General features: G+C 38.6%; 19 protein-coding genes and 1 tRNA gene. 11 read left to right on the top strand and 9 right to left on the bottom strand.

What is annotated here, in order from left to right; all coding sequences use genetic code 11:
* Window positions 1-23: 23 nt before the first annotated feature.
* Complete coding sequence (locus tag L1275_RS08960; protein ID WP_253471971.1) at window positions 24-1,289, bottom strand: M64 family metallopeptidase; 1,266 nt, start codon at window positions 1,287-1,289, stop codon at window positions 24-26.
* Between the two features lie 341 nt (window positions 1,290-1,630).
* Here L1275_RS08960 and truA point away from each other — a divergent pair, with 341 nt between their 5' ends.
* The 3 genes from truA to lpdA all read left to right on the top strand — a co-directional run bounded on the left by truA (window position 1,631) and on the right by lpdA (window position 5,669).
* Entirely contained in the window at window positions 1,631-2,368 is a 738-nt protein-coding gene (gene truA, locus L1275_RS08965) for a tRNA pseudouridine(38-40) synthase TruA (RefSeq protein WP_253471974.1), read from the top strand.
* A complete protein-coding gene (locus tag L1275_RS08970; RefSeq protein ID WP_253471976.1) occupies window positions 2,365-4,149 on the top strand; it encodes an ABC transporter ATP-binding protein in 1,785 nt (594 codons plus the stop codon). The genes truA and L1275_RS08970 overlap by 4 nt, the downstream gene beginning before the upstream one ends.
* Window positions 4,150-4,277: 128 nt before the next feature.
* Window positions 4,278-5,669 carry a dihydrolipoyl dehydrogenase gene (gene lpdA / locus L1275_RS08975; RefSeq protein ID WP_253471977.1) on the top strand — a complete coding sequence of 464 codons (1,392 nt, stop codon included), beginning with the start codon at window positions 4,278-4,280 and terminating at the stop codon, window positions 5,667-5,669.
* Between the two features lie 179 nt (window positions 5,670-5,848).
* Here lpdA and L1275_RS08980 read toward each other — a convergent pair whose 3' ends face one another.
* The gene (locus tag L1275_RS08980) at window positions 5,849-6,418 is read right to left on the bottom strand and encodes a gamma-glutamyl-gamma-aminobutyrate hydrolase family protein (RefSeq protein ID WP_253472092.1); all 570 of its coding nucleotides are present in this window, start codon (window positions 6,416-6,418) and stop codon (window positions 5,849-5,851) included.
* Window positions 6,419-6,899: 481 nt separating this feature from the next.
* Here L1275_RS08980 and L1275_RS08985 point away from each other — a divergent pair, with 481 nt between their 5' ends.
* The 3 genes from L1275_RS08985 to L1275_RS08995 all read left to right on the top strand — a co-directional run bounded on the left by L1275_RS08985 (window position 6,900) and on the right by L1275_RS08995 (window position 8,543).
* On the top strand, window positions 6,900-7,325 hold the full coding sequence (locus tag L1275_RS08985; protein ID WP_253471978.1) for a MarR family winged helix-turn-helix transcriptional regulator: 426 nt from the start codon (window positions 6,900-6,902) through the stop codon (window positions 7,323-7,325).
* Window positions 7,322-7,744 (top strand): organic hydroperoxide resistance protein, encoded by a 423-nt coding sequence (locus L1275_RS08990; protein WP_253471979.1) that lies wholly within the window; start codon window positions 7,322-7,324, stop codon window positions 7,742-7,744. The genes L1275_RS08985 and L1275_RS08990 overlap by 4 nt, the downstream gene beginning before the upstream one ends.
* A gap of 166 nt (window positions 7,745-7,910) precedes the next feature.
* Window positions 7,911-8,543, top strand: a complete 633-nt coding sequence (locus tag L1275_RS08995; protein WP_253471980.1) for a nitroreductase family protein — start codon at window positions 7,911-7,913, stop codon at window positions 8,541-8,543.
* A gap of 39 nt (window positions 8,544-8,582) precedes the next feature.
* Here L1275_RS08995 and L1275_RS09000 read toward each other — a convergent pair.
* Window positions 8,583-8,656 (bottom strand) — tRNA-Arg (locus tag L1275_RS09000).
* A 464-nt stretch (window positions 8,657-9,120) separates the two neighbouring features.
* Between L1275_RS09000 and L1275_RS09005 the strand changes: the two genes are divergently transcribed.
* A complete protein-coding gene (locus L1275_RS09005) occupies window positions 9,121-9,822 on the top strand; it encodes an SDR family oxidoreductase (RefSeq protein ID WP_253471985.1) in 702 nt (233 codons plus the stop codon).
* 54 nt (window positions 9,823-9,876) lie between these two features.
* Here the strand turns inward: L1275_RS09005 and L1275_RS09010 are convergent, their stop codons facing one another.
* Complete coding sequence (locus L1275_RS09010) at window positions 9,877-10,701, bottom strand: helix-turn-helix domain-containing protein (protein ID WP_253471987.1); 825 nt, start codon at window positions 10,699-10,701, stop codon at window positions 9,877-9,879.
* Window positions 10,702-10,851: 150 nt separating this feature from the next.
* On the opposite strand from L1275_RS09010, the gene L1275_RS09015 reads away from it, so the two are divergent.
* The 4 genes from L1275_RS09015 (at window position 10,852) to L1275_RS09030 (ending at window position 15,395) form a co-directional block, all read left to right on the top strand.
* Window positions 10,852-11,763 carry a GNAT family N-acetyltransferase gene (locus tag L1275_RS09015; RefSeq protein ID WP_253471989.1) on the top strand — a complete coding sequence of 304 codons (912 nt, stop codon included), beginning with the start codon at window positions 10,852-10,854 and terminating at the stop codon, window positions 11,761-11,763.
* A 282-nt stretch (window positions 11,764-12,045) separates the two neighbouring features.
* Complete coding sequence (locus L1275_RS09020) at window positions 12,046-13,473, top strand: sodium:alanine symporter family protein (RefSeq protein WP_253471991.1); 1,428 nt, start codon at window positions 12,046-12,048, stop codon at window positions 13,471-13,473.
* Window positions 13,474-13,770: 297 nt separating this feature from the next.
* On the top strand, window positions 13,771-14,115 hold the full coding sequence (locus L1275_RS09025) for a helix-turn-helix domain-containing protein (RefSeq protein ID WP_253471993.1): 345 nt from the start codon (window positions 13,771-13,773) through the stop codon (window positions 14,113-14,115).
* Window positions 14,109-15,395: a type II toxin-antitoxin system HipA family toxin gene (locus tag L1275_RS09030; RefSeq protein WP_253471995.1), complete on the top strand. Its 1,287-nt coding sequence runs from the start codon at window positions 14,109-14,111 to the stop codon at window positions 15,393-15,395. The genes L1275_RS09025 and L1275_RS09030 overlap by 7 nt, the downstream gene beginning before the upstream one ends.
* A 307-nt stretch (window positions 15,396-15,702) precedes the next feature.
* Here L1275_RS09030 and L1275_RS09035 read toward each other — a convergent pair whose 3' ends face one another.
* The 5 genes from L1275_RS09035 to L1275_RS09055 all read right to left on the bottom strand — a co-directional run bounded on the left by L1275_RS09035 (window position 15,703) and on the right by L1275_RS09055 (window position 21,672).
* Entirely contained in the window at window positions 15,703-16,653 is a 951-nt protein-coding gene (locus L1275_RS09035; RefSeq protein ID WP_253471997.1) for a heavy metal-binding domain-containing protein, read from the bottom strand.
* A 96-nt stretch (window positions 16,654-16,749) separates the two neighbouring features.
* Window positions 16,750-16,971, bottom strand: coding sequence for a heavy-metal-associated domain-containing protein (locus L1275_RS09040; protein ID WP_253471999.1), 222 nt, complete (start codon window positions 16,969-16,971; stop codon window positions 16,750-16,752).
* A gap of 108 nt (window positions 16,972-17,079) precedes the next feature.
* A complete protein-coding gene (locus L1275_RS09045; protein ID WP_253472001.1) occupies window positions 17,080-19,497 on the bottom strand; it encodes a heavy metal translocating P-type ATPase in 2,418 nt (805 codons plus the stop codon).
* Window positions 19,498-19,585: 88 nt separating this feature from the next.
* On the bottom strand, window positions 19,586-20,149 hold the full coding sequence (locus tag L1275_RS09050; RefSeq protein ID WP_253472003.1) for an AraC family transcriptional regulator: 564 nt from the start codon (window positions 20,147-20,149) through the stop codon (window positions 19,586-19,588).
* Between the two features lie 344 nt (window positions 20,150-20,493).
* Window positions 20,494-21,672: a rhomboid family intramembrane serine protease gene (locus L1275_RS09055; protein WP_253472005.1), complete on the bottom strand. Its 1,179-nt coding sequence runs from the start codon at window positions 21,670-21,672 to the stop codon at window positions 20,494-20,496.
* Between the last annotated feature and the right edge of the window lie 8 nt (window positions 21,673-21,680).

The raw sequence follows: 21,680 nt of genomic DNA on the forward strand, positions 1-21,680 counted from the left end.
CCCTCACTTTCAATCCCTCACGTCTAATCGGTATAAAACTGTATTAAACGACTGATCGCTCTTTCGCAAACCGAACAAAATTCCTTAGCGGTATTGGTTTTCATTCGACAATCTAAAGTAGCCTTGTAAATCTTTTTACCAGCCAAACCTTCATAAACGCCCACAGGATATTTTTTAGAATCGGTGACATCAGTAGGTATCGGCGTTTTTTTAACCAACATATCTTTCCACTTCGAATCAAAATCCTTTAAAGTCGTTATATTTTGTTCCCAAGGTTCTAATGCCGTCGATTGCATATCACTCAGCACATCGGTTTCATAAAAATACTCGTCCGATAGTCCCGCAAAACTATGTCCGAATTCGTGAACCACTACAGGTTTAAAATTCACATGCCCCGTAGTTGTTAAAGTATAAGCATTATAAATTCCACCACCTCCATAAACATCGGTATTAGCCAATATTATAATGTGCTCATACGGAATACCTGCTAGCAAATCATGTAGCTTTTTTAATCGTCCTGTAGTCAGATAACGCTCTGAATAAAAGGTATCAAAATTGGACTCTACCGCTGTGCGTTTCCATTCATTTTTCCGCGGTACACTCACCCCAGAGTCTTGCGAAACACTTTCTACAGCATAAAAATTAAAACGATCTTTAAATTGCCCAAACGGTTGATGTGCAAAAATCTCGTCCATAGTGACTTGTGCATATTCTCTAAAAGCAGCCATTTGATTTTGTTGAAAACCCTCAGCTACAATAACCACGTTAATAGCTTTTTTAGCCTCTTTTGCCCGATTCAACAAAACATGAGGCGTTTGGGATTGGTAACCTTTTTTATGAATCAAAATATCTGTTGGATCTATTTGCTGACTTAACACTACCGGATAGCTCCCCTTTTTGTCAATTAACGCGATTTCTATACGAACGGCCCCTTTTGGGAAGGGTACCAAAAAGACGTTTTCAAAATTTTTAGAAATCTTCTCTGCTTCTTCCGTCGACAACCATTCTTGGTATAATGTACTAAAACTATGTGTATAAATTAACTGTTGCGTTTTTAGGTCATATAACGAAACCGTACCATTTCCCTTAAGGTGATTCTCACTCAAATGATGCCTGCGACCCGCCCATTGAGGAAGTTCGTTCAGTTCATCGATCACAACACTTTTCCTTTCTACATTTCCCGCAAAAACCGCATCAATTCGCAAGGTTTTATCGGTAAAAAACTGATCAAATTCTTGACTAAATCCCTGTACAGAGACCATTAGCAACATAAAAACTATAAAACGCATTTGATATTTTTTTGAATTGTAAAAACAAAGGTAATTAAATAATTTCCGACAATTTATCTTTAACTGGGCTGCTTGTGATATTAGATTTTATTATCCGACTTTCTATAAATCCAAAAACAATATTATATCACTTTGCATTAAGGACTGACGCGGCATCCTTTTTATTAAGCGATAGCGTTATAAAAAGATACAGCAAAAGGCCTGGGCCGAAGGCAATGCCCAAAAAGACCATCACCTACAGCATCCTTTCCTTTTGTATAACATTAATTTTATTGGAGTAAAAACATCCAATGACTAAATTAGATTATATTTGTACTTCAAATAAATTTTGACCTTCAATTTTGAGATACTTTATAGAATTTGCATATCAAGGCACCTATTATCATGGATGGCAATCTCAGCCCAATGCCAAAACCGTTCAGGAAACACTTACTAGTGCACTTAGTACCATACTGCGTACACCATTAGAATTAGTGGGTGCTGGTAGAACGGATGCGGGAGTACACGCCAGACAGATGTATGCTCATTTTGATAGTGAATTGGTGATCAACAGCACGGCTATAGTACCCAAAATCAATTCTTTTTTACCGGAAGACATCGTCGTTTATGGTTTTCATGCAGTGGGTGATGAGGCTCATGCCCGTTTTGATGCGACTAGTCGAACCTATGAATATCATGTGCATTTATTTAAGGATGCCTTTAAAAAAGATTTGAGTTGGTATCACTATCGACCTTTAGATGTAGAAAAAATGAATGAGGCCGCTAAGATACTTTTTGAGTACGAAGATTTTGAATGTTTTTCTAAAAGCAATACGGATGTTTTTACATTTAATTGCACGATTACGCAAGCGAACTGGAGTCGTCATCAGAACAGTTTGGTATTTACCATTACCGCCAATCGTTTTCTAAGAAATATGGTTCGAGCTATAGTGGGAACCTTAGTACAAATCGGGCTTGGAAAAGCAACCGTAGACCACCTTAGAACTATAATTGAAAGTAAAGATCGAGGTCAAGCTGGATTTTCAGTTCCAGCAAAAGGATTATTTTTAACCCGAGTATCATACCCCTATTTTGAATGAAAGCCATTAAATCTATATCTCTCCAAAAAATATTAAGTTACTCCAAGCCCTACCAAAGTCGGTTTAATTGGGTGATTGTTTGGGCAATATCGCTTTCGATATTCGCGGCATTGCGTCCTTATATGCTCAAGCAAACCGTGGACGATTACGTTCAGAAACACGACGGACAGGGTTTACTAATTTATGTAGGCCTCATGGCTCTTGTATTAATACTCGAAGTGGTGTCGCAATTCTACTTTGTTTATTGGGCCAACTGGCTCGGGCAAGATATTGTCAAAGATATTAGGGAACAATTATTCAATAAAATCACCTCATTTAAAATGCGGTATTTTGACAATGAACCCGTTGGTAAATTAGTCACTCGTGCGGTTTCGGATATTGAGTCTATTGCCAGTATTTTTAGTCAAGGATTATTTATGATTGTCAGTGACCTATTAAAAATGGTCGTGGTATTGGGAATTATGTTTTATATGAATTGGCAATTGAGTTGTATTGTGATTATTGGTATGCCCATTTTGCTCTATGCTACTCGTGTTTTTCAATTAAAAATGAAATCCGCTTTTCAAGAAGTACGTACTCAGATTTCCAATTTAAACACCTTTATTCAAGAGCGTTTGACCGGAATGAAAATCGTGCAACTCTTCACTAGAGAAGAGGTGGAATACGAAAAATTCAAAGACATCAACGACAAACACAATAACGCTTGGTTAAAAAACATCTTATACAACTCTATTTTCTTTCCGATAGCTGATATCGTTTCATCTTTGACTTTGGGTTTTATTATCTGGTATGGCGGAATGTCCATTGCTAATGGGGGGCATTTGACAACATTTGGAGATCTTTTTGCCTATACGATGTTGATCAACATGTTGTTTAATCCACTGCGCCAAATTGCGGATAAATTCAATGTGATGCAAATGGGTATCATCGCCGCAGAACGCGTTTTTGAAATTATGGAGATTGAAGACGAAGTGGAAAAAACAGGAACAATAGAGGCAGGGCAATTCAATGGTAATATTGAGTTCCGAGACGTTCACTTCAGTTATATACCCGGAGTGGAAGTACTAAAGGGCATCGACCTTAAAATAAAAGCGGGAGAAACCGTAGCTATCGTCGGATCATCTGGCGCAGGTAAATCTACCATCATCAATTTATTGAATAATTTTTACGAGCTGGACAAGGGAACGATTTCAATCGATGGCACAGACATTAAATCTTTTACAACTGAGAGCCTGCGCAAACAAGTTGCTGTTGTCCTCCAAGACGTGTTTTTATTTAGCGATTCGATCTTAAACAACATTACCTTACACAATCCGAATATCACTCGTGATGATGTGATTGCCGCAGCGATCAAAATCGGTATTAATGATTTTATCGAGAGCCTACCTTATGGATACGATTACAACGTTAAGGAGCGCGGTATTATGTTGTCCTCAGGACAGCGTCAATTGATTGCATTTTTACGAGCCTATGTCAGCAATCCTAGCATTTTAATCTTAGATGAAGCGACCTCTTCTGTGGATACCTACTCCGAAGAATTGATACAAAATGCCACCGAATACTTAACACAAGGCCGAACTTCTATCATCATTGCACACCGTTTAGCAACCATAGTTAAGGCAGATAAAATCATCGTTATGGATCAAGGTCGAATTGTCGAAATGGGTACTCATCTTGAACTGATTAATTTACGAGACGGTTACTATAAAAATCTATATGACTCGCAATTTTCCACCAAAGAGATTGAGCACAATAAACATTTAGATTCCTTAAGAAATTAGCTGTAAATCATTAGATAATTACAGAATATTCAAATAAAATCAATTGAAAAGAACTTTTAATTACGAAAGTTTTAATAACGAAATTAAATGATTAATTTCGTAGCTGAATTATACAGAAACACATAGATATGAAATTCGATATTATTGTATTAGGAAGTGGTCCTGGAGGTTATGTAACTGCCATCAGAGCATCACAATTAGGCTTTAAAGTAGCTGTTGTAGAAAAAGAAAACTTAGGTGGGATTTGCCTTAACTGGGGATGTATTCCAACGAAAGCGCTTTTAAAATCTGCACAAGTTTTTGATTATTTAAAACATGCTTCTGACTATGGTATCAACATAGATGGATCTTTTGATAAAGATTTCTCTGCTGTAATTGCACGTTCAAGAGGCGTTGCTGACGGTATGAGCAAAGGTGTTCAGTTTTTGATGAAAAAAAACAAAATTGAAGTTATCAATGGTTTTGGTAAGGTAAAAGCAGGTAAAAAAGTAGACGTAACCGACCAAGATGGTAAGGTAACGGAACTTTCAGCAGACCATATTATCATTGCTACTGGTGCTCGTTCAAGAGAATTGCCTAATCTTCCTCAAGATGGTAAAAAAGTAATCGGATACCGTCAAGCGATGACGCTTGCGGAACAACCTAAGAAAATGATTGTAGTAGGTTCAGGTGCCATCGGTGTTGAATTTGCACATTTTTATAACGCTATGGGAACGGAAGTAACGATAGTGGAGTTTCTACCAAACATTGTTCCTGTTGAAGATATCGACGTTTCGAAACAATTTGAGCGCTCGTTGAAAAAAGCGGGAATTAAAATCATGACTAATGCTTCTGTTGAAAAAGTGGACATCACTGGAACAGGAGTTAAAGCAACGGTTAAAACAGCTAAAGGAGAAGAAATCCTAGAAGCAGACATCGTTTTATCTGCTGTGGGTATCAAATCTAATATCGAGAACATCGGATTGGAAGAAGTGGGTATCGCTACAGATAGAGATAAAATCTTAGTTAACGATTTTTACGAAACCAATATCCCGGGTTATTACGCTATTGGAGATGTAGTTCCTGGTCAAGCTTTGGCTCACGTTGCTTCTGCTGAAGGAATCCTTTGTGTTGAAAAAATCGCTGGTCACCATGTAGAGCCATTGGACTATGGAAATATTCCTGGTTGTACGTATGCTACTCCAGAAATTGCCTCTGTGGGAATGACTGAGCAAAAAGCAAAAGATGCTGGATACGAAATCAAGGTGGGTAAATTCCCTTTCTCGGCTTCTGGAAAAGCGAAAGCTTCTGGAACTCCTGACGGTTTTGTAAAAGTAATTTTTGATGCTAAATACGGAGAATGGTTAGGATGCCACATGATCGGTGCTGGAGTTACGGATATGATTGCAGAAGCAGTTATCGCTCGTAAACTGGAAACAACGGGTTATGAAGTATTAAAAGCAGTTCACCCTCACCCTACTATGAGTGAAGCGGTTATGGAAGCTGTTGCTGATGCTTATGGCGAAGTGATTCACCTATAATCTTTCTTAAATATATTACAAAGAGCTGTTTCATTCATTTGAGACAGCTCTTTTTGTTTACAAATTTTCTAATGTTGGATCATATATCCGTACTACAAGATGTAATTTCCCTAATTACAAACTTTATCATACATTAGGATTTGCTTTCGAATAAGTAGTAGGCAAATCAACCAATCGACTTATTTACCCAACCAATTCGCTAATATTTGCTTGCCCATCGGGGTCAAAATACTTTCTGGATGAAACTGCACAGCACATACATCATAATCCTTGTGCCTTAGCGCCATGATGATACCTTGCCCATCCACAGCCGTCACTTCTAAACAATCCGGCAAGGAATTGACATCCACCGCCCACGAATGGTAACGACCTACTTCAAATTGATTGGGAAGCGATTTAAACAATACTTCGTCTGATACCGTAACCGTGATCGCTGTAGCGATACCGTGAAACGGTTTGTTGAGATTGACCAAGCTACCTCCAAAAACCTCGGCTATGGCCTGTTGTCCCAAGCAAACGCCCAAAATACTTTTGGTCGTGGCATATTTTGCAATAACTTGTTTTAACAATCCCGCTTCCGATGGAATACCCGGACCGGGTGAAAGTACTATTTTATCAAAATACTCCAAATCTTCGATAGCAAACTCGTCGTTTCTATATACCACTACTTGTTCTTCTAAATCTTGAAGATAATGTACCAGGTTAAACGTAAAACTATCGTAATTATCAATGACTACTATTTTCATTATTATTTTTTGTATAGATACTACAGAGACACCATCATTAAATAAAAGTCCTGAAAAATCAAACGCGATCTCGAACTCAAACACGACCTCAAAGATACTGTTTTTCCAAAGTATCGTTCCCACATCATTTTTTAAATATTTCTCGTTGTTTAAGATTTTTATCCCAACCGTCCTATTTAAAATGACATACAGTATCGTATTCTCGTAAAAGTGCTAAACCTACCTCGTATTTATTAATCCCCCCCTTCCTTAAAAAAAAACGTTTTCCACAAAGATTTTACAGACGTAATTTGGTTTCTTTTCATAAAAATAGTTTTTGGTCACTATTTCCTCTTCAAAAAGAAAATCAGTAAAAGCAATCACTGACTCCACAACTATTTCCTCTTAACTGTAAAAATTAGCTAAAATAATATTAATGTTTTGCAAAACTATATTGTGCGCAATCTAATTTATATACCTTTGTTGTATAATTATATAAAACAAGATGGTAGATCAACTAAATCTCAAAAATCAGGTGTGTTTTCCGGTCTACACCTTGGCGAAAGAGATCATCAATCATTATCGGCCTTTATTAGATGAGCTTGATCTCACCTATTCGCAATATTTGGTCTTGATGGTACTTTGGGAAAACGAAGAGCAAACGGTAGGTCAGCTCGGAGAAAAACTAGTTCTCGATAGTGGAACCTTGACCCCACTATTAAAACGGATGGAACAAAAAGCTATGGTTGTGCGTAAACGCAGTGACCAAGACGAACGCGTCGTCAAACTATCTTTAACAGAAAAGGGGAAACAACTAAACGATCGGGCTAAAGAGATACCGCATCGTTTGATGGATTCGATGAAAATAACAGAAAATGAACTTGTAGAATTAAAAGATATAATCACTAGAATTTTAAATAAACAACTATGAAAACATTGTATACAATTGGAGCCACTGCTACTGGAGGTAGAAATGGTCAAGTAAAAAGTGAAAATGGAATTTTAGCACTTGATGTACGTATGCCAAAAGCATTAGGAGGAGCAAACGATGATTTCACCAATCCTGAGATGTTATTTGCCGCAGGCTATGCTGCCTGTTTTGACAGTGCATTAAACTTGGTAATTAAACAAACCAAGATAAAAACAGGAGAAACCAGCGTAAAAGCCACGGTAAGCATCGGTCAATTAGGAGACGGTGGATTCGGTCTTGCTGCGGAATTACATGCAAATATCCCAGAAGTAACACTGGAGGAAGCGCAATCATTGATAGAACAAGCACATAAAGTATGTCCTTATTCCAATGCCACGCGTGGAAACATGGAAGTTAAACTCAGCGTTTCAAATCAATAAATAGATGATATATACTAGTAGTAAACATTATAGTTTCTCGGGCACCGTTTTGTATCCTTTAAATGGAAGTGTTTGCATGGGAAACTGCTGCTAGAAAAACATTCGTTCATAGGGACTTCTTGTATTGCTATCCCTGTTACTTATACTAATTTCAAAATAAAACAAAATGTCGTTAATAGAAAATTTAAACTGGAGACATGCGGTGAAAGCGTACGATCCAACAAAAAAAGTAAGTCAAGAAAACATTGATAAAATAGTCGAAGCAGCTCGTTTAGCACCTACTTCTTCAGGACTACAGCCCTTCAAGGTTATAGTAGTCAAAGATCAAGCTATCAAAGAGAAACTCGCTGAAGGAGCTTTAAACCCAGAGTGTATGAGAGATGCTTCTCATGTAATCATTTTCGCTGCTTGGGACAGATATACCGCAGAAAGAATCGATAAGGTCTATGACTTTACCACCGATGAGCGCGGCTTGCCACGAGGTCGTTTTGGCAGTTATACCGACAAGTTAAAAAGCATCTATCTGGAACAACCGGCTGAGCTCAATTTTGCTCATACAGCCAGACAAACCTATATAGCCTTGGGACTAGCCTTAGCTCAGGCGGCTGAATTAAAAATTGACACTACACCGGTAGAAGGTTTTAACAACGAGCTGGTAGACGAGATACTCGATCTTAAAAAACATGGATTAAAAAGTGTTTCTCTGATGTATATCGGATATGCCGACTTTGAGAATGACTGGATCAAGCATATGAAAAAAGTTAGAACTCCGAAAGAAGAGTTTGTACTAGAATTCTAACAAACAAAAAAGCCACTCAATGAGTGGCTTTTTCTTAAGTGATCCAACCAGGATTCGAACCTGGGACCTACTGCTTAGAAGGCAGTTGCTCTATCCAGCTGAGCTATTGGACCTCACTTAGGATATGTTGTTATTGCCTTTTAATACAATCTGAATTCTTATTTTAAAGCTATTTTCACAAGGGAAATCGACCAAAAAGTTCGAAATTTCAACGGTGCAAAGGTATTCCCTTTTATTCTACTACGCAATTATTTTAATGGTTTTTTTAAAAAAGAAAATATCACACCAGTACACTAGTCTTTTTGGCTTTTTATGGTAGAAACTGCCGCCATATAAAGCAGTAGTAAGAAACTCATTGCATATTCAACAACAGGCTACAGCAGCATTTTGTCCAAACATGAAAGAAAGTTACTCTTAAGGAGGGTATTTCATCAACAACGAAACAAATAGTGTTTTTTATCGATCCACCGACTTTAATTTTTTATAGGATCGGCAGTTGTGATACTCCGTATTTTCGTACCTTTCTAATTCCAATTTCTAATAAATTATTTATAATTACAGTTAAAAAACTACTCCAATGGAACTAAAAAACATCAAAGCAATCATCACTGGTGGAACTAGTGGTATCGGTTATGAAACGGCTAAAATGCTAAGAAGTCACGGTGCTCAGGTAGTCATTTGTGGCAGAAAAGAGGCTAGCGTGCAGCAAGCAGCAACGGCACTTGACGTAAGGGGATTTACAGCAGATGTCAGTACAGAAGCCGATGTATTGGCCTTGTTTGAATATGCTATATCCGAGATGGACGGACTCAATGTATTGATCAATAATGCGGGTATTGGCGGATTTGCTAAACTGATCGATGCGACTACAGCCGATTTCCAAAAAATCTGGGAAATCAATGTCAAAGGTTTATTTATGGCTGGGCGTGCAGCAGCACAACATTTTATGACACAAGATCACGGCAATATCATCAACATCGGATCAACCGCTTCTCAACGTGGGTTTGCCAACGGATCGGCCTATGTAGCTAGTAAATTTGCCGTTTCAGGGCTTACAGAATGCTGGCGTGCGGAATTACGCCCACATAACGTTCGCGTGATGCAGGTAAATCCCAGCGAAGTGCTAACCGATTTCGGTACCAAACTCGGCCTACCTCAACAAAAGGAGGAAGGCAAACTAAAACCAGAACAAATTGCACATGTAATACAGGCCATGCTCAGTATGGACGATGTCGGTTTTATTCCCGATGCTGCTGTTTGGGCTACAAATCCCTGGTAATATATTAGGAGTATTTAGATAGCACAACAAGACAAGGAAACTTTCCTATTTAAACTAACTTTTTTGTTCTCTATAAGTACGAGGGCTCAAGGCGGTATGTTTTCGAAAGTACCTGCAAAAAGTGGTGGCATCAGCAAAATGCAACTGATGGGCAATCTCATACACCGGTAAATCGGTACCCTGCAAAAACGACTTGGCCTTGATAATAACCATTTCCGAAATGACTTTGGAAGCAGAAATCCCTGTTCGTAGGCGAATCAAAGTAGTAAGATATTTAGGAGTAAGTTTTAGTAAATCGGCATAAAACTGTACCGATCGCTCTGTCATATAATATTGATGCACCGAATTGTAAAACTGAAACACAGCGATATCTTTTCGCGAGGAAGGCTCTAACAACGCTTCTTGCTGTTGGTAAAAGACATTGATTTGTCCAATTAGCGAAAACAACAAATACTTGATGATTTGAGGGTGAAATTTGGAATAAGAATTATCAAAATTGCTTTTTAACAAGTCAAAATACGTTTGGTAACTGAGCCGATTATCATCACTCAACGAAATTATCGGTTGGGAAAACAGGGTTTTTAAAAAATTGTAATCCGACGGCAACACCAATTCCGAGATATCATTAAAATCGAACAACAAACAACAAAAGGAACTGTCGCTTTCCAAATTCTTTACCTCTACGATACTTTGAGGTAAAACCGTTAGCAAATCACCTGCCTTTAGCGTGGTTTTCTGTAAATTTACCTGAAGCTGTACCGAACCTTTAACACATAATGAAATCAAGATTCCCTTGCTATTGTAATTTGCCTCATAAAATACATCTGGCAATATATCAGCTGTATACATAACCAATATACGATCTCCTATCGTTTTCATTACTGCATTTTTTTATAGTGACTGTGATAACTTTTAGTTGATTCCGATATAAAGATACACATAAACGACCTTTTGCACATTTTTATCAAATTATAATCTATCGCAAATCGAGAAAGCCTTCGCAATTTTGCAGCAGTAAAAACAAGAACTATGGAAACTCATATAGTAATAGTAAACGGAACGGAATATTCCTTATACAAAAATTACCAAGATCACGAAAAATTGCGCTTGAAGTTTAATACAATGACAAGAAATTTTTGGGGATTTGATTTTGAAAATTATTATCAATCTACTTTTTGGGATGATACCTGCTGTATATATACCCTTTTTTCAGATGGAGAAATCGTAGCACACACTACCCTTACATTGTTTAAAACCCAATTACATTCCAAAGAAATGCTGTTGGCACAGCTGGGTACAGTAATGACCGCTGAAAAACATCAAAGAAAGGGATTGGCGCGTTTTTTAATGGAATACATTCAAGGGGAATGGGCCGATAAAGTAGACGGAATGTTTTTATTTGCCAACGATACGGTAACGGAATTTTATCCAAAATTTGGATTTGTTCCAGTAGAAGAGTTTCAAGCAAGCCTTAACGGTGTTTTTGCTAATACGGGGCAAATCATACAACAGCTAAATCTGGATCGTTCTTCAGACTTGGAACTCTTTGAAAACTACGTCGAGCAATCCATCCCTACTGCTGCGCTAAATACCAATAATAAAGGTTTGGCTTTCTTCTATACCTATGCCTATCCAGAATTTGGCTATAAACAAGCTATATACTTTTTGGAACAATTAAAAACCATAGCCGTGGCAGAGATGGAAGAAAACACTTTAAATATAGTACAGCTCTATCAGTTGGAAAGTTGCCCTATCGAAAACGTGATCAGTGCTTTGGCTCACACTCCTGTAACAAACGTACGTTTTGGCTTTACCCCCCTGGGATTAAACACCCCTTTTGAGCGCTATAAAGATGAAGACCTCACTTTGTTTGTATCCGAAAATCTCGCAGCAGTATTTAAACAACAACAGCTGATGATTCCCTTGCTGTCTCATACCTAAAAATAGCTAAATCTATACTTAGCTAATCCCTATTACAAATTCATACGTTTATCAAAAAACCGCCTGTGTCAAGATTTTTTGATTAGCAGGTGGTTATATTCTTTACTAAATCTGGCATTTTAGATACAGCAAACAAAATTAAATATGGTTTTTCTTTTGTTGTTTGTTATACATTTTCTCATATTTCACCCTAATTACTTGATAAAATAAACACGCACCTACGCTACGTTTTCCATTTGTTTTCTATACTTTAGCAATTCATTAACATTTAAACTCATAGAAATGGAACTGCTAATAGAAAAGATTTACAATGTTGTTTGGAGTGATGTTTTGGTGTTTCTATGTTTATTAACGGGTGTTTACTTCAGTATTCGCTTTAAAATGCCCCAGATCACTTACCTCAGGCAAATGGTCTTATTGCTTTTTAAAAATAATGCTTCCGACAAGGGAATTACGTCTTTTCAAGCCTTTTCACTGGCCATTTCGGGCAGAGTCGGCACAGGAAATATAGCAGGAGTAGCAACCGCAATAGCTATGGGTGGACCGGGAGCTGTGTTTTGGATGTGGGCGATTGCTTTTTTAGGCAGTGCCTCGGCCATTGTTGAAGCTACTTTAGGACAAATGTATAAAGTGGAAAAAGACGGGCAGTATCGAGGAGGTCCTGCCTTTTATATTTTGCGGGGACTCAACAACAAAGCTTTTGCTTGGGCTTTTGCCATAGTAACCATTATCAGTACCGGTTTTTTACTGCCAAGTGTACAGAGCAACAGCATCTCGGTTGCGGTAAAATCCGCCTTTGATATTCCCTTATATTACACCGGCATCGGATTGGCTGTACTTTTGGGAATCATCATCATAGGAGGTGTAAAGAGAATCAGTCGCGTAGCAGAATACGTGGTACCCTTTATGGCTGGATCTTATATATTGATGTCGCTGATTATTATAGCCATCAATATCCATCAAGTTCCCGCGGTTTTTTCACTGATCTTTAGTTCCGCTTTTAGCCTCGATGCCACTTTTGGCGGTATCGTAGGTTTGGCCATTTCATGGGGAGTAAAACGCGGTATCTACAGCAACGAAGCCGGGCAGGGAACCGCTCCACATGCCGCAGCTGCAGCAGAAGTCTCTCATCCCGTAAAACAAGGACTCGTTCAAGGATTTTCCGTTTATGTAGACACCCTATTCGTCTGTACCGCTACTGCCTTAATGATTTTATTCACCGGTCAATATAACGTGGTGAATCCCAAAGGAGGTTTTCTTGTTGAAAATCTACCTCAGGTAGAAATGGGGCCCGAATTCACACAATTTGCCGTTTCACAGCACTTTCCCCTACTCGGTAGCGGATTTGTTGCTATTGCCCTAACTTTCTTCGCCTTTACAACCATTATGGCGTATTACTATATAGCCGAAAGCAACATCAGCTTTGTCATGCGCAACAACAAAAGCAAACTATTGATCTGGAGCTTGCGCATCATCATATTGTTCTCCACCTTTATCGGTTGTATGACCACGGCAAAAACCGCCTGGGTATTAGGTGATATCGGTGTAGGTTTAATGGCTTGGCTCAACCTCATCGCTATTTTGCTATTGCACAAAAAAGTGGTGGTGCTCTTTAAAGATTATAACGAACAACTCAAAGCAGGCAAAGATCCGGTATTTGACAACAGTAAATACAACTTTCCCAATATGCAATTTTGGAATAAAAAATAGCTTTTATTTATTGCAAAATAACACCACACTTCTCATTTAAAAGAAGCTAAATCACAGTCGTGATTACTAGAGCATGTAAGCAATAAAGAATTAGAATTAGAATTGGCTTTGTATTTTGCTAAAACCTATTTTTACCACAGTCTTAAGAATAATTAAAATACGAATGAAAAACAATTCATTAGTAATAAAAATTAGACTTAATGAATGATATATCATACGTGTTAAAAATTTTTTAAATCCAGTAAAAATATATAAATTTGAATGACAAAAGAATCATTAACTATAAAATAACGAGTAATGAATGACTTATCATACCAAGTGAATTATAGCGATGCAGCACTTTTAAGAAAGATCGGTACTTTTATTAAATCGAGACGAATCAGTCAAAATCTCACTCAAGACCAGCTTGCCGAACAAGCCGCTATGAGTCGTTCCACGTTAAGCCTAGCAGAACGCGGAGAGAACATCACCGTATTCAATCTCATAAAAATACTACGAGTACTCGACGCGCTCTATGTACTGGAACACTTCACGGCAGTTCCAAAAATCAGTCCCATCATGCTGGCACAAGAAGCAGAAAGAGAACGCCTGAGAGCATCTAAAAAAAAGAATCAAAGCGATAACGACACCGTACTATGGTAACCACTGCATTTGTAAAACTATGGGGAAAAAGAATTGGTGCTGTAGCCTGGGATTCACAACAAGATCTCGGTTTTTTTGAATACGACAAAAAATTCATTTCAGCTGGTTTACAGCTTGCACCGATAAAGATGCCCTTATCATCCGAGGTATACGCCTTTCCAGAGCTCCGACATACCGCCACCTTTAAAGGCTTAGCTGGTTTATTGGCCGATTCTTTGCCAGACCGATATGGGAATGAATTAATCAACAGTTGGTTGGCCCGAAATGGGCGTCCCGAAAACTCCTTAAACCCCGTTGAATTACTGTGTTTTATTGGTAATAGAGGAATGGGAGCTTTGGAATTTGAGCCCACCACCCTATCCACCAACGCTGCATCAAAAGCCATAGAACTTTCTAGTCTTATAGAAACCACGATGCACCTACTCGACAGTAAAGAACGCTTTGAAGCCCACACCGATCACGAAATGCAAGACGTTTTGTTAGACGTACTAAAAATGGGGACCTCAGCGGGTGGAGCACGCCCGAAAGCTATCATTGCTTACAATGAAACCAAGGGAATAATCAAATCGGGTCAAACCCTTCAAGATGATGATTTTGAACATTGGCTGATAAAATTCGATGGGGTCAATGACACACAATTCGGCACAACCTATGGATACGGTCGTGTAGAAATGGCCTATTACAAAATGGCTACCGATGCTGGTATTGATATGACGGAATGCCGCTTGATTGAAGAGAAAGGACGGGCACATTTTATGACCAAACGCTTTGATCGTTTAAAAGGCAACCAAAAACTGCACGTACAGACTTTTTGTGCCTTACAACACTACGATTTTAATCAAGTTGCAAGTTATAGTTACGAACAATTATTTCAAAGCATGCGGTTATTAAAACTTTCCTATGCCGAAGCCGAACAAATGTTTCGCCGACTGGTGTTTAATGTAGTAGCAAGAAACTGCGATGATCACACCAAAAATTTCGCTTTTTTAATGCTACCGAACGGCAAATGGCACTTAGCTCCCGCCTATGATATTTGCCATGCCTACCGCCCAGATAGCGAATGGGTTAGCCAACACAACCTCAGCATCAACGGTAAAAGAAAAGATTTTTTACGCTCCGACCTGCTCACCATTGCGCAGCAAAACTCGATCCGCCAACCACAAATTATCATAGAAGAAGTCTTGGAAATAGTACAGCAATGGCCGAATTATGCCAAACTGTATCAGGTAGATGAAAAACTTGCCAAAGCCATTGATGCGACCTTATTACGAAACTTGTAAAACCGCAACTGAGTTTTAAGTATTCATAAATCCGTATTTTAATCATCTCCGAATGGAAGTTAAATACACCAGTTATACTATAGATATAATATACGTTGGCAACCCATTAAAAGGAAAATAGAGAATAACCATATTAGGCTGATTAAACGCCAACTGTTGTAAAGGTGCTGGTGCGAGATAAACGACGGTATTGATCAACAGACAAAAGCCTGTAAAATATCCTACCAAAACAAATTATTTAACGACCAGCAGACGGGCTGCTGATCGTTTTTTTAGACAATTAACTTTATAAATTTACTGCAGTTGCTTAATGTTGATGACCGCTGTGGTTTTCTTCTGTCCCTTTTGCTCCTTCTTCCACATTTACGGTAAAGTCTGCTGTATGCAGTTTGCCGCCTACTTGAAACTGTGCCCACATTCTGTAAACACCCGCTTTTTTGATATGGGTCTGTGCATAGATTGGGAAACGCTTGTCGGATATTGGATGTATGTGAAGGAAATCTTTATCTTCCTTACCGATCATTACAATATGAGCCTTAGCTCCTAAATAGTTTTCAAAATCGGATTCCTGTAATTTTTTACCGTTCTTTTCTACCGAAAACTGTAAATCTTGACTGCTGTTAGTTTTAAAATCTGCTCCATTGAGCAAAGTCATTTTATAACCGTCAACCTCTGCCACCAACTTGGGTTTGTAATCCATTTTTGAAGTCACAGTAGTCCCTTTTACTTCTACCTTTTGCATATCAACCGCTCCGGCTAATCCTACCGGTTTATAATCTGTAAACAACAAATAGTTTCCGCCACTTGGAAAAGTTTCTGATACCGTATACGTTCCATCTTTTTGCTCTTGGGGATGAATATGATTAAACCAACTCAAATCTTCACTAACCAACAACAAATGCATTTTCATTTCGTGGGCCTCCTCTAACGAAATCGGCTTTAGCCCATCCGTTACTGCAATAGTAAGGTTAGTGCTTTTTCCCGCTTCGATAACTGCTGGCGTGGTTGAAATCTTTACCGCTATCTCAGCAGCAGCTTCCTTGTTTACAGCCTGTAATTCCATACCGCATTTACTGCATTTGTCGCCTTTAGCTCCGGTTACTTCTGGATGCATCGGACAAGCATATATTTGATCGGGATTGGCGTGCTGTTCTGTGTTCATTTCAGCGTTGTTGTCTTTGTTTGCCGCCTTGTTACAAGCCGTTAAGGTGGTTACTGCAACAGTTAACCCCAACAAAGTATTTTTTATATTTTTCATAGTAATCATTTTATTTTTTAAGAAAATAAAGCCTTGTAATTTCTTTATTTAAAGGTAGCTGATATCACCGTATTTTCAAGCGATATCAGCTGCTTTTTATTCGCTTACGGCTTCAATTTTAAAACCGGCTTTTTCAACCGAGTCCACAATCTGTTTTTCCGTAATTCCTTCTGAAGCTACCGTTAACACCTTAAATCTGTTTGTAGTATCTACTTCCCATTGGTTTTCGCCTGCTGCCTCATTTAAAAAAGGAGTGACTTTAGATACACAGCTGCTGCAATTGATATTGGTCTTGAATTGAAATTTTTTATTTTCCATTTTTCTTAAATTTTTATTGTTTTTCTACTCTACAAAGTTGCGACAATATGCTACGCTATATCTTATGTAATTTTGGGTTTGATTTGTAAGATTTACGTTTCATAATCCTTACTTTTTCCATTTTAAACGCAAACTGTTACTCACCACACTGACACTACTCAAAGCCATAGCAGCTCCAGCTATCATCGGGTCAAGTAAAAAGCCGTTGATTGGATACAGGATCCCCGCCGCTAATGGAATACCAATCAGGTTGTATATAAACGCCCAAAACAGGTTTTGTTTAATCGTCGCTACCGTTTGTTTGGATAAGCGGATCGCTTGTGGAATTTTGGTTAAATCCGACGAAATAATCGTCATTTTGGCCACATCCATCGCAATATCACTTCCTTTACCCATCGCAATACTGACATCGGCAGTGGCCAATGCAGTACTGTCGTTAATACCATCACCTACCATCGCCACTACTTTACCTTGTTTTTGCAGTTCTTTTACAAAATCAGCTTTATGCTGTGGCATCACCTCTGCTTTGTAATGCAGTATACCCGTTTGTTCTGCTATGGCTTTAGCCGTAGCTTCATTATCTCCGGTAAGCATATACAAGTCAATGCCCATCTCCTGCATTTCTTTTATCGCTTCAACCGAGGTGGATTTGATTTGATCCGAAATAGCGATTACCGCCAAAGCCTGCTGACTGTTTGAAAACCAGATTACGGTTTTGGATTGGGTTCCCCAATCATCGGCTTGTGTTTGCAACGAAGCATCTATGCTGATGTTGTTTTCTGCCAATAACTTTTTATTTCCTACAAAATAGGTAACGCTTTGGTAATCTGCCTTGGCTCCTTTACCCGTAATACTATCAAATTGCGTTAATTCCGTACCAGCAACACCATCTAGATGTTTTACTACTGCTTCTGCCAACGGATGTTCGGATTGTTTTTCAATACTCAATAAAACGTCTTTACGCATATCGTTATCGCTTAACCATTTTACTCCCGTAACCTGAGGTCTTCCTTCGGTGATGGTTCCAGTCTTATCCAATATGATAGCCGTTACTTTTTTGGCCAATTCCAAACTCTCAGCGTCTTTAATCAAGATTCCGTTTTCAGCTCCTTTACCTACACCCACCATAATGGCGGTTGGCGTAGCCAATCCCAACGCACATGGACAAGCGATAACCAATACGGTTACAGCCGCTAATAATCCTTGTACTACCGCGTTTTCGCCTCCGAAAATCAACCAAATGATAAAGGTTAAAATCGCTATACCAATAACTACGGGAACGAAGATGCCAGCGATTTTATCTACAAGCTTTTGTACTGGTGCCTTACTACCTTGGGCATCTTGTACCATTTTGATAATCTGCGCCAACATGGTTTCCTTACCCACTTTAACCGCCTCAAATTGAAAACTTCCCTTTTGATTAATCGTACCTGCGAATACCTTTTCGCCTGGTGTTTTTAATACCGGAACCGGTTCGCCACTTAACATACTTTCATCTACATACGAATTGCCTGAAGTAACCATACCGTCTACCGCAATTTTTTCGCCGGGTTTAACCAAAATGACATCGCCTGCATTGACTTCCTCAATCGGCATTTGTTTTTCAGTTCCGTCAGCCAAAATCACGATTACGGTTTTGGGTTGCAATCCCATCAGTTTTTTAATGGCCGTAGAGGTATTTCCCTTGGCTTTTTCTTCGAGCAATTTCCCCAAAAGAATAAATGCAATGATTACGGCAGCCGCTTCAAAATAAACATGCGCGTGCAAACCGCGTTGGTGCCAGAAATCGGCAAACAACATATTAAACACACTAAATAAATAAGCGATTCCCGTACTCAAAGCCACCAAGGTATCCATGTTTGCCGAGCGGTTTTTGGTTTGTTTCCACGCATTGATAAAAAAGTCTTTACCCAACCACAGTACTACTGGGGTTGAAAACAAAAACATGATTTCATTGCCATACGGCATGTCCATAAAAAACATACCGATCACCACCACAGGTAAGGATAAGATTACTGCCCAAATGGTCTTGCTCTTTAACTTTCTAAATTTTTCTTCATGTATCGCCTCCAACGATTCCTGCTGTTTGTTTTCATCCACAATCAGTAGATCGTAACCCACAGCTTGAACGGCTTTTTGCAATTTGGAAGCATCGGTAATGTTTGGAAGGTATTCCACCGTTAGATTGCCCGTAGCAAAGTTTACGGAGGCATTAACCACACCGGCTTCATAGGTGACGATACTTTCAGCGCTGCCCGCACACGAAGCACAAGTCATACCCAATACCGGAAAGGTGTTTTTAACCGTAGGAACACCGTACCCCAAGTCTTTGATTGCCTTTACAGCTGCAGCTATGGTTTCGTTGTTGGCAACGGTAAGTGCTGCTCTGCGGTTGTTGATTTCCACCTTCGGACTGTCAACACCCTTTACCTGAGCCAAGCCTTTTTCGACGATTAAAGCGCAGTGTTCGCTATCGACGTTTTCTAAGGGGATATATACTATTTCTTTATTGTTTGTTGTCGCCATAATTCTATTGCTTTATTTACAATACAAATTTGGTGACTATAGCGGTAGGAGTTGTTATACTATTATGGGAGGGTTTTGTAAGATTTACTTAAACCTTATCTAGGGGTTTGCGCTTTTCGTCGCGTATTTGTTTAAAATGACTTGGCGTTAGTCCGGTCACTTTTTTAAACTGATTGCTCAAATACGCCACACTGGAATAGTTTAATCGATGGGCTATTTCACTTAAAGACAATTCATCATAAACCAATAATTCTTTGATACGCTCGACCTTTTGTGCTATAAAATACTTTTCAATAGTCACGCCTTCTACCTCCGAAAACAGGTTGGAAAGGTAATTGTAGTCGTGTTGGAGTTTTTCACTTAAAATATCGGAAAGGTTGGTTTTTACATCATTATCCTGATAATGGACCACATCGATTATTACATTTTTGATCTGCTCAATCATCCGGCTTTTTTTATCGTCAATAACTTCAAAACCCAAGGGTACCAAAGCGCTTTCCACCGCAACGCGTTCTTCCGCAGTTAAATCCTTTTCCAGCAACACTTCACCCAAAGTCATATTTTTTACAACCAATCCGAGTTTGTCCATTTCGTTTTGAACAACGAGGATACAACGATTACAGACCATGTTTTTGATAAATAAGGTACTCATAATGATGGGAGATTAAATGTGAAAGGCAAAATACCGTTGACAAAACTACGATTAAAATGGGGATTTTTAGATAGGCTTCGATTTTAGTTTCCCAAAGGCTGTTTGACTAAAATAATTGGTTTTACAATTACGTCTTTCCCGATTTAAGTAATTTTTTATCATTTCATCGCTGTCTTTTGTTTTTTTCTAAAGGTCGAGTTAATGTTAGTGACAAAAATAATCCGCTGATAAACCCACTTAATAATCCACCGATATGTACCGCATTATCTATACCTGGTGATAGACCGACAAGTAAATTGAATCCAATAAATAGAAGCGTACCAATCAAAAACACTTTGGAAATATCAGTAGGGAAAAATTTGAGTAAAAGTAGGCTTAAAAAACACTCCATAAAGTCCAAATATCGCACCAGAAGCGCCAAGACTTATCATATTATCGTTCCACCACATACTCGTTAAACTTCCCAATACACCAGTAAGCAGATAGATTAGCAGGTATTTTTTTCTTCCTAAAACAGGTTCTAGAATCAGCCCAACTATGAGAAGCCCACTCATATTATTGACTAGATGGAGTACACCATCGTGTAAAAAAACATTTGTGAGTAATCGCCATGCTTCGCCATTTTTTGTTAGAGGCCCATAATTCGCTCCCCACAATATCAAATCTTGCCCTTTGAAAGAAATAAACCCCAAACCCCTAATCACAAAAAGCAAGAAGACAACTATATTAAGACAAATTAGTATGGGCGTAATAAAAAAATCGGAATCTAATTTCATCATACTAATCAACTCTTCCACAGCTTTCTTTGCAGCTTCATTTGATTTACCCGACTTTATTCTGAGCAATTCTCGCTTATCCTTTTTTGGTATGAGTATCATGATTAACCAAACCATAGGACCTATTAATAGCGAACCGAAAAACCAATGCCATTTTCGTCCATTCCGCGCTTCGAAGGGTTCGTTGACCCCAATAAAAACCATTTCATTGGTTTGGTAGCGCAGATTTTGCCGAATAGCGTCTGCATATCCATCTTTACTTTCTACGGGATTGATTCTCTCAAAGTACAAAAAATCCGAAACTTTTTTATGCTTAAAGTCATTTAGACTCTCTACTTCAAATTGTCGGTATAAGTATTGCTTTTCACTCCTGTCTAAACGATTACTAATGGTTTGGCTATAATGAAGTCCGAGCCATGCCAAGGGCTCTTGATCAAATGATGCTCTTGTATTTTTAAAAATAGGTAGCGCCATATGAATTTCCATTCCAAAATTCTCTCTGTATCTACCGCCTACCCCAAAGCTCGTATAAAAACTCATCGACTCCTTGTCTATATAGTATCGTTTTAAGCTATAATATTTTGTAGGGGGTAATGAAGGAATCTCTTCAATAAAATTCAACTCAGTCAATTCTCCTGTTGCGGTTGTAATAAAATGCTGTGCAATGGATACTGGTATAACTATGCTAACCCATGCTATGAAAGCATAAAAATCAAGCCAATGTGAAGCTTTATTTTTAAAACTCAACAGCTTTA

The organism is Flavobacterium sp. HSC-61S13 (assembly GCF_024171535.1).
Taxonomy (GTDB): domain Bacteria; phylum Bacteroidota; class Bacteroidia; order Flavobacteriales; family Flavobacteriaceae; genus Flavobacterium.